Source organism: Micromonospora sp. NPDC003776, from assembly GCF_053605645.1.
This window is the reverse complement of sequence record NZ_JBSGJR010000288.1, coordinates 1-8,366: the sequence shown is the minus strand read 5'-3', so window position 1 is coordinate 8,366 and position 8,366 is coordinate 1. Positions and strand designations below refer to the sequence as shown.

At 74.6% G+C, this 8,366-nt stretch carries 10 protein-coding genes and 1 pseudogene; 1 reads left to right on the top strand and 10 read right to left on the bottom strand.

The window, feature by feature from the left end; genetic code table 11:
- The 3 genes and pseudogenes from ACWEVO_RS21945 to ACWEVO_RS21935 all read right to left on the bottom strand — a co-directional run.
- A pseudogene (locus ACWEVO_RS21945) lies at nt 1–126 on the bottom strand (beta-ketoacyl-[acyl-carrier-protein] synthase family protein); the annotation flags it as partial.
- Nucleotides 119–364, bottom strand: coding sequence for an acyl carrier protein (locus tag ACWEVO_RS21940; protein ID WP_452309395.1), 246 nt, complete (start codon nt 362–364; stop codon nt 119–121). The pseudogene ACWEVO_RS21945 and the gene ACWEVO_RS21940, both read right to left, overlap by 8 nt.
- Complete coding sequence (locus tag ACWEVO_RS21935; RefSeq protein WP_452309394.1) at nt 364–627, bottom strand: phosphopantetheine-binding protein; 264 nt, start codon at nt 625–627, stop codon at nt 364–366. The genes ACWEVO_RS21940 and ACWEVO_RS21935 overlap by 1 nt, the downstream gene beginning before the upstream one ends.
- Before the next feature lie 17 nt (nt 628–644).
- Between ACWEVO_RS21935 and ACWEVO_RS21930 the strand changes: the two genes are divergently transcribed.
- Nucleotides 645–1,331 (top strand): 4'-phosphopantetheinyl transferase family protein, encoded by a 687-nt coding sequence (locus tag ACWEVO_RS21930; RefSeq protein WP_452309393.1) that lies wholly within the window; start codon nt 645–647, stop codon nt 1,329–1,331.
- Here ACWEVO_RS21930 and ACWEVO_RS21925 read toward each other — a convergent pair.
- The 7 genes from ACWEVO_RS21925 to ACWEVO_RS21895 all read right to left on the bottom strand — a co-directional run.
- Nucleotides 1,262–2,644, bottom strand: a complete 1,383-nt coding sequence (locus ACWEVO_RS21925; RefSeq protein ID WP_452309392.1) for a class I adenylate-forming enzyme family protein — start codon at nt 2,642–2,644, stop codon at nt 1,262–1,264. The two genes, ACWEVO_RS21930 and ACWEVO_RS21925, sit on opposite strands and share 70 nt — an antisense overlap.
- Before the next feature lie 336 nt (nt 2,645–2,980).
- Nucleotides 2,981–4,222 (bottom strand): beta-ketoacyl synthase N-terminal-like domain-containing protein, encoded by a 1,242-nt coding sequence (locus ACWEVO_RS21920; protein ID WP_452309391.1) that lies wholly within the window; start codon nt 4,220–4,222, stop codon nt 2,981–2,983.
- Between the two features lie 16 nt (nt 4,223–4,238).
- Complete coding sequence (locus ACWEVO_RS21915) at nt 4,239–5,507, bottom strand: beta-ketoacyl-[acyl-carrier-protein] synthase family protein (protein ID WP_452309390.1); 1,269 nt, start codon at nt 5,505–5,507, stop codon at nt 4,239–4,241.
- Entirely contained in the window at nt 5,504–5,914 is a 411-nt protein-coding gene (locus ACWEVO_RS21910; RefSeq protein ID WP_452309389.1) for a cupin domain-containing protein, read from the bottom strand. The genes ACWEVO_RS21915 and ACWEVO_RS21910 overlap by 4 nt, the downstream gene beginning before the upstream one ends.
- On the bottom strand, nt 5,907–6,629 hold the full coding sequence (locus tag ACWEVO_RS21905; protein ID WP_452309388.1) for an SRPBCC family protein: 723 nt from the start codon (nt 6,627–6,629) through the stop codon (nt 5,907–5,909). The genes ACWEVO_RS21910 and ACWEVO_RS21905 overlap by 8 nt, the downstream gene beginning before the upstream one ends.
- Nucleotides 6,626–8,119 (bottom strand): acetyl-CoA carboxylase biotin carboxylase subunit, encoded by a 1,494-nt coding sequence (locus ACWEVO_RS21900; protein WP_452309387.1) that lies wholly within the window; start codon nt 8,117–8,119, stop codon nt 6,626–6,628. Before ACWEVO_RS21900 ends, ACWEVO_RS21905 begins: the two co-directional genes overlap by 4 nt.
- Nucleotides 8,120–8,366: acetyl-CoA carboxylase (locus tag ACWEVO_RS21895; RefSeq protein ID WP_452309386.1), on the bottom strand; the 247-nt coding region annotated here is incomplete at its 5' end.

The following is an 8,366-nucleotide window of genomic DNA, read 5'->3' as shown; positions in this document are numbered from 1 at the left end:
GAACCGACGCACCGGTGCGAACGCCGGGGTGCCGGCGAGCACCCCGGCCAGCAGCGCGTCCGCGCCCCTACCCAGGGCGCTGAGCGCGTGGACGCCGGTGATCCTCGGGTTCTCCCGCTCAGCCATCTGCGGCAGCGGTCAGCGCGGTGTGGAACACCGCGAGCGCGTCATCGACGGTGCGGATGCCGGCGAGCTGGTCGTCGGAGAGGTCCAGCCGGCGGTCGTAACGTTGCTCGACGAGGTGCACCAGCCAGGCCAGCTCCATCGAGCCGATCCGGTCGGGCACCTGGTCGACGGGTTTCGCGGTCAGTTCGGCGAGCATGCTCACCAGGTCAGCTCGCCCCAGGTCGGGCCGACCGGCCATCAGGGGTTGTCGCTCGTCGCGGCGACCCGCTCGGCGACCATGGTGGTGAACTCGCCGACCGTCATCAGGGCCAGCTTCTCCGACTCGTCGTCGGCGAACTTCAGGCCGTACCGGTCCTCCACCCGGACGGCGAGGTCGGCCAGGGCCAGCGACTCCAGGTCGATGCCGGAGGGGCCCAGGGTGGTGTCGTCGTCGAGGTCATCGACGTCGTAGTTCATGTCGGCGAGCTGCTCGACGACGAAGGTGCGGACCTCGTCTCGCATGGCCTTAACCTCTTTCCGTGAACCAGTTACCGGTGCCCGGTCGGGACACCGTGTACGTGTGGACCGGCCGTACCGCCGGCGACCAGCGGGAGCTGGCGCGGCGGCTGCTGCGGCGCGCGGGTGCCGCGCTGCTCGACCGGGCCGAGGCGGAGATCGGGGTGCGACGGACGCCCGGCGGGCGCCCGGAGGTGTACGCCCCGGACGGGCGGACGCTGGCGGTGAGCGTCAGCCACGTCGACGGGCTGGTGGTGGTGGCCGCCCGGTCGGGCGGACCGGTCGGGGTGGACGTCGAGCGGCACCGGCGGCTGCCCGCCCTGGCGCTGGCCGACCGCTGGTACGACCCGGCCGAGGCGGCCTGGCTGCGGGCCCGCGACCCGGCCGGCCGGGAACTGGACTTCCTGCGCCTGTGGACGGCGAAGGAGGCGGTCGGCAAGGCGCTCGGCGCCGGGCTGCGCGACGGCGGGCTGCGCCGCCGGATGCCGGAGCCGGGCGCTCCCGGCGAGCTGCTCCGCCCACTGCCCGACGGAAGCGGCCTGCGGGTGGCCCACCCGGCGTTCGGCGACGGCCTGGTGCTCGCGGTGGCGGTCGCCGGGGCGTCCGGGCAGGTCGAGGTCGCCCTCGTAGAGCGGGCCGGTCATGACGCCGCGTCCCGCAGCGCGGTCGCCGAGCGGACCAGCTTGCCGGTGGTGGTCCGTGGCAACTGATCGAGCAGGTGCAGCGCGCGCGGCCGCTTGTAGCCGGCCAGGCGTTCGGCGAGCAGCTTGTCCAGGGTCTCCTCGGAGAGCGGCCCGTCGGGCTGGACGTAGGCGGTGATGCCGTCGTCCCAGACCACCACCGCGGCGCCCACCCCGGGCAGCTCGGCGACGGTGGACTCCACCTCGGTCAGATCGACCTTCATGCCGCCGACCGACACCTGCGAGTCCAGCCGGCCCTTGACGGTGACCAGTCCGGTCTCCGGGTCGACCGTGCCGGCGTCGCGGGTGTGCAGCCAGCCGTCGGCCCAGCGGGTCGGGTCCGCGAGCCCCACGTACGGCGAGGCCGGGCAGCTCACCCAGAGCTCGCCGTCCTGTTCCCGGACCTGGATGCCCGGTGCGGGGGCGATGGCGGGCCGGTTCCGGCCGTACAGGTCGGTGCCGATGACGCCGACCTCGGTCATCCCGTACATGTTGCCCAGCGGGACGCCGTAGCGGTCGGTGAAGGCGCGGGCGACGGCGGCCGGCACCAGTTCGCCGCCGGTGGTCATCCGCTTGAACTGCGGCAGCGGCCCGGACGGGCGGGTGGAGGCGAGCAGTCCGATGTGGAAGGGCACGCCGAGGACGGTCGCCGGGATCTGCTGGGCGGCGACGGCGGCGAGGATCGCGTCGCCGCTGAGCCGCTCCGGCGGGCACAGTTCCACCCCGGCGTGCAGCCCGTAGAGGAGCCCGCCGACCAGGCCGAGCACGTGCACCATCGACGGCAGCAGGATGATCCGCTCGCCGGGGAGCGCGACGCCGTCGATCCGGGTGTACCGGTGCACCTCGCCGACCAGGTCCTCGACGGTGCGGCCGATCACCTTGGACGGCCCGGTGGAGCCGGAGCTGAGCTGGATGACCGCGTGCGGGCTGACCGCCGGCCGGTCGGACCAGGCGCTGATCCCCTCGGTGACGTCGACGAAGACGCGCAGTGCTCCCCCGCCGGTCCGCACCGGCGCGACCACCACCTGCGGGTTGAGCCGGTCCAGGGCGCGAGCGACCTCGTGGTCGGTGAGCCGGTGGTCCAACAGCACGGCCTGGGCGCCGCTGCGCCAGGTGGCGAGGAGGTTCACCACGTACGCCAGGGACGGTGGCAGGCGGAGCGCGGCGGCACCGCCCGGGCGCAGTCCGGCGGCGGCGAGCCGGGTCTGCGCCGCGGCGACCAACCGGTGCAAGGTGCCCTTGTCCACCGGTTCGGGAAGACGCAGACAAATGTCGGTGGGACGGCCGGTGAACAGGATGTCGTCCACCCAACTCGCCGCTGCCGGCGCAGGATCTTCCGCCATAGGATGTGCCGTCACGACCGCCCACCGCCCAGCATGAAAGTGGGCGATATCCGCCCAACAGGTGCGTTCTTCGGGGTGCTGACGGAACCCTACGACGGCCTGTCGCGCATAGCTACATGCAAATGGCTAGATCAAGAAAAGCGGCTGGGTGGATTGCTCAGGATCGATCGGACAGGCAGTATCGGGCCCGTACGCCGGAGTGATGTCTCGCCGGTAGCCGAGTCCTGCCGTCCTGTCCGGACCGTGCCGACCCGCCCGGTTTGATCCGCCCGGCCGGCCGGCGGAATGGCGGTGTCCCGGCGACCCGGACACCGCCACCTCCTCGACCTGGCGCTGCTAGTCGGCCGGCGGCGGCGCCGCGCCGCGCAGCACCAGGGCGCTGTTGAAGCCGTCGAAGCCGCGGGCGCCGATCAGGGCGATGCGGCTGCGCGGGCGGGTGTGCCGGCGCAGGTAGGTCAGCTCGCAGCCCTCGGCGGGCCGCTCCGGGCCGGCGGAGGCGGGCAGCAGGTCGTGCCGGAAGGCGAGCAGCGCGGTGGCCGCGTCCAGCGCCGACCCGCCCTGGTGGGCCCGGCCGGTCAACGGCTTCTGGGTGGTCACCGGCGGGGTGCGATTGCCGAAGACGGTCCGCAGGGCGGCCGCCTCGGCCCGGTCGTACGCGGGCACGGCCAGCGCGTCGGGCCAGACCACGTCCACGTCGTGCGGGCGGACGCCGGCGCGGTCCAGGGCCAGCCGCAGCGCCCGGGCGTAGTGGGTCGGATCCGGCCCCGCGGCCCGGTCGGTGGGGGCGGCGTCGTGGCTGGCTGCCCAGCCGGTGATCTCGCCGTAGACCCGCGCGCCCCGGGCGAGCGCGTGCCCGAGTTCCTCCACCACGAACACCGCGCCCCCCTCGGCGGGCACGTAGCCGCGGGCGTCGGCGTCGAACGGCCGGTACGCCCGCTCCGGGTCCGTCACGTCGCTGAGCAGCCCGGAGCGGAGCTGGCACGCCAGGGCGTACGGGCTGAGCGGGCACTCGGTCGCGCCGGCGATCACCACCGGGGTGCCCCGGCGGACGGTCCGCACCGCGTGGGCGAGGCTGTCCAGCCCACCGGCCGACTCGGACACGGTCACCCCGGACGGACCCTTGAACTGGTGGCGGATGGAGAGCTGCCCGACGCTGGCCGCGTAGAACCAGGCGATCGACTGGTACGCCCCGACGGTCCGGGTCGGGCCGCCCCAGAGCCGTTGCAGCTCCCGCTGCCCGAACAGGTTCCCGCCGGAGGAGCTGGCCAGGGTCACCGCCCACCGGTACGGGTCGGGCGACACCTCGGGCAGCCCGGCATCGGCCAGGGCCAGCCGGGTGGCGGCGAAACCGAGGTGGGTCCAGCGGTCGGTCTGCACCCGCTGCCGGGTGTCGGCGTACCCGGCGGGGTCGAAGTCGGGCACCTCCCCGGCGACCCGGGTCGGGTAGCCGGCCGGGTCGAACAGGCTGATCGGGCCGGTGTGCCGGGTACCGGCGAGCACGGCGGCCCAGTGCGCCTCGGCGCCGACGCCGCTGGGCGCCACCACCCCGATTCCGGTCACCACCGCCCGCACGGTCACGACGTCACCGCCGGCCTCATCGCGGCACCGCCAGGCGGCGGAAGACCATGGCTGACTGGAAGCCGCCGAACCCGCTGCCCACCGAGAGCGCCACGTCGACCGGCACCTCCCGGGCCTCGTTGGGCACGTAGTCCAGGTCGCACTCGGGGTCCCGAGTGGTCCAGTTGGCGGTGGGCGGCACCACGCCGTACTCGATGGCCAGCGCGCACGCGGCCATCTCGATCGAGCCGATCGCGCCGAGCGAGTGCCCGACCATCGACTTGATCGAGCTGATCGGCACCCGGTACGCGGCCGCGCCGAGGGCCCGCTTGAACGCGGCGGTCTCGTGCCGGTCGTTCTGCCGGGTGCCGGAGCCGTGCGCGCTGATGTAGGAGACGGTCGACGGGGCGAGCCGGGCCTGGCGCAGCGCGTCGGTGATGGCCACCGCCATCTCCGCCCCGTCCGGGCGCAGCCCGGTCATGTGGAAGCCGTTGCTGCGGCTGGCGTAGCCGGCCACCTCGCAGTAGACGTGCGCGCCGCGGCGGCGGGCGTGCTCGGCCTCCTCCAGCACCAGCACCGCGGCTCCCTCGGCGAGGACGAAGCCGTGCCGGTCGGCGTCGAACGGCCGGGAGGCGTGCTCCGGGTCGTCGTTGTCCGGGCTGGTGGCCTGGATGGCGTCGAAGGAGGCGACGGTGACCGGGGAGATGGGCGAGTCCGCGGCGCCGGCCAGCACGATGTCCGCCTCGCCGTCGGCGACCAGTTGGTGGGCGTACCCGATCGCGTCGATGCCGGAGGTGCAGCCGGTGGAGACCACCTGGGCCGGGCCGTGCAGGCCGTGCCGACAGGCCACGTCGGCGGCCAGGCTGCTCGGGACCAGCGCCTGGTAGAGGTACGGCCCGCCGAGGGCGTGGTCGACCAGCCAGTGCCGGCCGGAGTCGCTGACCCGCACGTACTCCCGTTCCAGGGCCATGGTGCCGCCGACGGCGGTGCCGAGAACCACGCCGACACGCTCGCGGTCGGCGTCGGTGAGGGTCAGGCCGCTGTCGGCGAGCGCCTCCGTGGCGCAGGCCAGCGCGAACTGCACGTACCGGTCGGCGCGCTGCCGTTCCCCGAGGGTGATCCCGGCGGCGTCCGGGTCGAAGTCGCACTCGGCGGCGATCTGCGAGCGGAACGGCGACGGGTCGAAGAAGCTGATCCGCCGGGTGGCGGTTCGTCCCTCGGTGATCGCCTTCCAGAACCGGTCCCGGGTGGCGCCGCCGGGAGCGACGACGCCGACGCCGGTGACCACCGTCCGCCGGCCGGTCACGACGGTTCCCGGGGTGGTGGGGCGACCTCGGTGTCGACGTGGCCGAGCTCGGGGCGGGGGGCGAGGGGGCCGAGGTGGAAGACCACCTCGGCGGGCTCGTCGCCGGTGTTGCGCAGCCGGTGCCGGACGTCCCGGGGGACGAAGAGCGCCTCCCCGGCGGCGAGGGGCACCGGGGAGTCGTCCAGGTCGACCGTGATGGCGCCGCTGGCGACGTAGAGGAACTCCTCGCTGTAGGGGTGGTAGTGCTCGGCGATCCGCTCCCCGGGGGCGAGGGCGGCCACGCCCATGAAGCCGGAGGTGCTGCCGACCGTCTTCGGGCCGAGCAGCACCCGCAGTTCGCCGCCGCGCCGCCGGTCGGCGGGGACGGTCCGGGCGGCGACCGGGGCGCTGGTGGTGGTGTCAGGCATGGTGGCCTCCCTGGCCGGCCTCGGCGGCCCGCCGCTCGATCCGCTCCTTGATCACGGCGAGCTGGACGGCGCTGTTGGTGTTGATCCGGTCGGCCATGGCCGCGTTGTCCAGCGGGGCGTCCGGCTTCATGGCGAAGTCCTGCACCCAGGTCATCCGGGTGCCGCCGGGGATTTCGTCGTAGCGCCAGTGGATGCGCATGTACGCGAACGGGCCGGTCTCCACCCGGTGGGCGTGGACCTGCCGGGCGGCCCGGTCGGCGGTACGTTCGCTGACCCAGCTCCAGGCCACCCCGTTCACGTCCGGGTGCATGGTGAGGCGGAACCGCACCGTGTCGCCGTCGCGGTGCAGGATGTCGGCCGCGGCGTACTCGGTGAACAGGTCGGGCCAGGCGGCGACGTCGTTGGTGACGTCCCAGACCAGGGGCAGCGGGGCGGCGATGTCGACGGCGTTCTCGGTGTGCCCGGGCGGGTCGGCCTTGCGAGCCACCAGGTCGGCGACCCCGGCGATGCTGAGCTGGCCGGCCTGCTCGGGGATCTTCACCCGCCACCGGTCGGCGACGACCGCGGACAACTCCAGCAGGGCCAGCGAGTCCATGCCGAGTTCCTCGAGGCTGGCGGCCGGGGTACGGGCGGCCGCCTCGGCGTCCAGGCCGCAGTGGGTGACCAGGATGTCGGTGATCTCACTGGCGAGCTGGCGGTCGGGGGCGACGGTCATCGGGTCCTCCTGACGGGCGTGCCGGCGGCGGGCGCGGCGGTGACGGGCGTCCGGCCGGCCGGAGCGGACTCGGCGCGGGCGGCGGGTACGGGTTCGGTGGCGGACGCGGCGGGTGCGGTGGCGGGCGGCCGGGGGGCGTCGGCCGGGGTGAGCAGGCGGTCGACCAGTCCGGTGGTGTGCCGGGCGGCGCGGAAGACCGGGTCGCGCAGCACCCGCCGGGCGAACGGGATGGTGGTGCGGACCCCGGGTCCGGCCACCTCGAACTCGCCGAGCGCGCGGTCCAGGCGGTCCAGCGCGCCGGCCCGGTCCGGCGCCCAGACGGCCACCTTGGCCAGCAGCGAGTCGTAGTGCGGGCTGACCAGGTAGCCGGGGTGGCCGTGGGTGTCGACCCGGGTGAAGGGGCCGCCGGGCGGCCGGAACCGGTCGAGCCGGCCGGGCGCCGGGGCGAAGCTCCGGTCCGGGTCCTCCGCGTTGACCCGGCACTCGATCGCCACCCCCCGCAGGTGGATCTGGTCCTGCCGCCAGCGCAGCGGCGTGCCCGCGGCGATGTGCAGCTGCTCGTGCACCAGGTCCACGCCGGTGATCAGCTCGGTGACCGGGTGCTCGACCTGGATCCGGCAGTTGATCTCCAGGAAGTGGCACTCCTCCGCCTCGTCGACGAGGAACTCGACGGTCCCGGCGCCGGTGAAGCCGACCGACAGGACGCCGCGCAGCGCGATCTCGGCGAGGGTGTCCAGGGTGGCCGGGCGCAGCGCCGGGGCGGGGCCCTCCTCGATCAGCTTCTGGTGGCGGCGCTGCACGGAGCAGTCCCGGGTGCCCAGGTGGATGCCGTTGCCCCGACCGTCGCAGAGCACCTGCACCTCGACGTGCCGGGCGTCGGTGAGGTACCGCTCGACGTACACCCGGTCGTCGCCGAAGGCGACCTGGGCGGCGGCCCGGGTGCGGGCGTAGGCCCGGGGCAGCTCGGCGGCGCGGCGGACCACGGTCATCCCGCGACCGCCGCCGCCGGCGGCGGCCTTGACGATCAGCGGGTAGCCGACCCCGGCCGCCACCGCGAGGGCGTCGGTCACCGTCGGCACGGTCTGCACGCTGCCCGGCGGCAGCGGCAACCCGGCCTTGCTCATCAGCGCCCGGGCGGTCGACTTGTCGGCCAGGGCGGACATCACCTGCGGCGGCGGGCCGACGAAGGTGAGGCCGTTCTCCGCGCAGATCTCGGCGAAGTCGGCGTCCTCGGAGAGGAAGCCGTAGCCGGGGTGCACCGCCTGGGCCCCGGTCTGCCGGGCCGCCTCCACGATCGCGGCGGCGTTGAGGTAGCTCTGCCGGCTGGCGGCCGGGCCGATCCGCACCGTCTCGTCGGCCAGCCGAACCGGCAGCGAGTCGGCGTCGGCGCTGGAGTGCACCACCACGGTCCGCACGCCCAGCTCCCGGCAGGCCCGCAGCACCCGCAGCGCGATCTCGCCCCGGTTGGCGATCAGCACCTTCTCGAACATCTACTCACCCCGCCCGGTGAGCGGCTCCAGGGCGATCAGCGGCTGGTCGTACTCGACCGGCTTGCCGTCCTCGACCAGCAGCTCGGCCACCCGCCCCGCCTGGTCGGCGGCGACCTCGTTCATCAGCTTCATCGCCTCGACGATGCCGACGACCTGGCCGGGCCGGACCAGATCACCGACGGCGACGAACGGCGCGGCGCCCGGTTCCGGGGCCCGGTAGAACGTGCCCACCACGGGCGCCCGCACC

Coding starts and splice junctions, on each gene's coding strand:
- ACWEVO_RS21940 (WP_452309395.1), bottom strand. CDS start 364: ATGGCCGGTCGGCCCGACCTGGGGCGAGCTGACCTGGTGAGCATGCTC.
- ACWEVO_RS21935 (WP_452309394.1), bottom strand. CDS start 627: ATGCGAGACGAGGTCCGCACCTTCGTCGTCGAGCAGCTCGCCGACATG.
- ACWEVO_RS21925 (WP_452309392.1), bottom strand. CDS start 2,644: ATGGCGGAAGATCCTGCGCCGGCAGCGGCGAGTTGGGTGGACGACATC.
- ACWEVO_RS21910 (WP_452309389.1), bottom strand. CDS start 5,914: ATGCCTGACACCACCACCAGCGCCCCGGTCGCCGCCCGGACCGTCCCC.
- ACWEVO_RS21905 (WP_452309388.1), bottom strand. CDS start 6,629: ATGACCGTCGCCCCCGACCGCCAGCTCGCCAGTGAGATCACCGACATC.
- ACWEVO_RS21900 (WP_452309387.1), bottom strand. CDS start 8,119: ATGTTCGAGAAGGTGCTGATCGCCAACCGGGGCGAGATCGCGCTGCGG.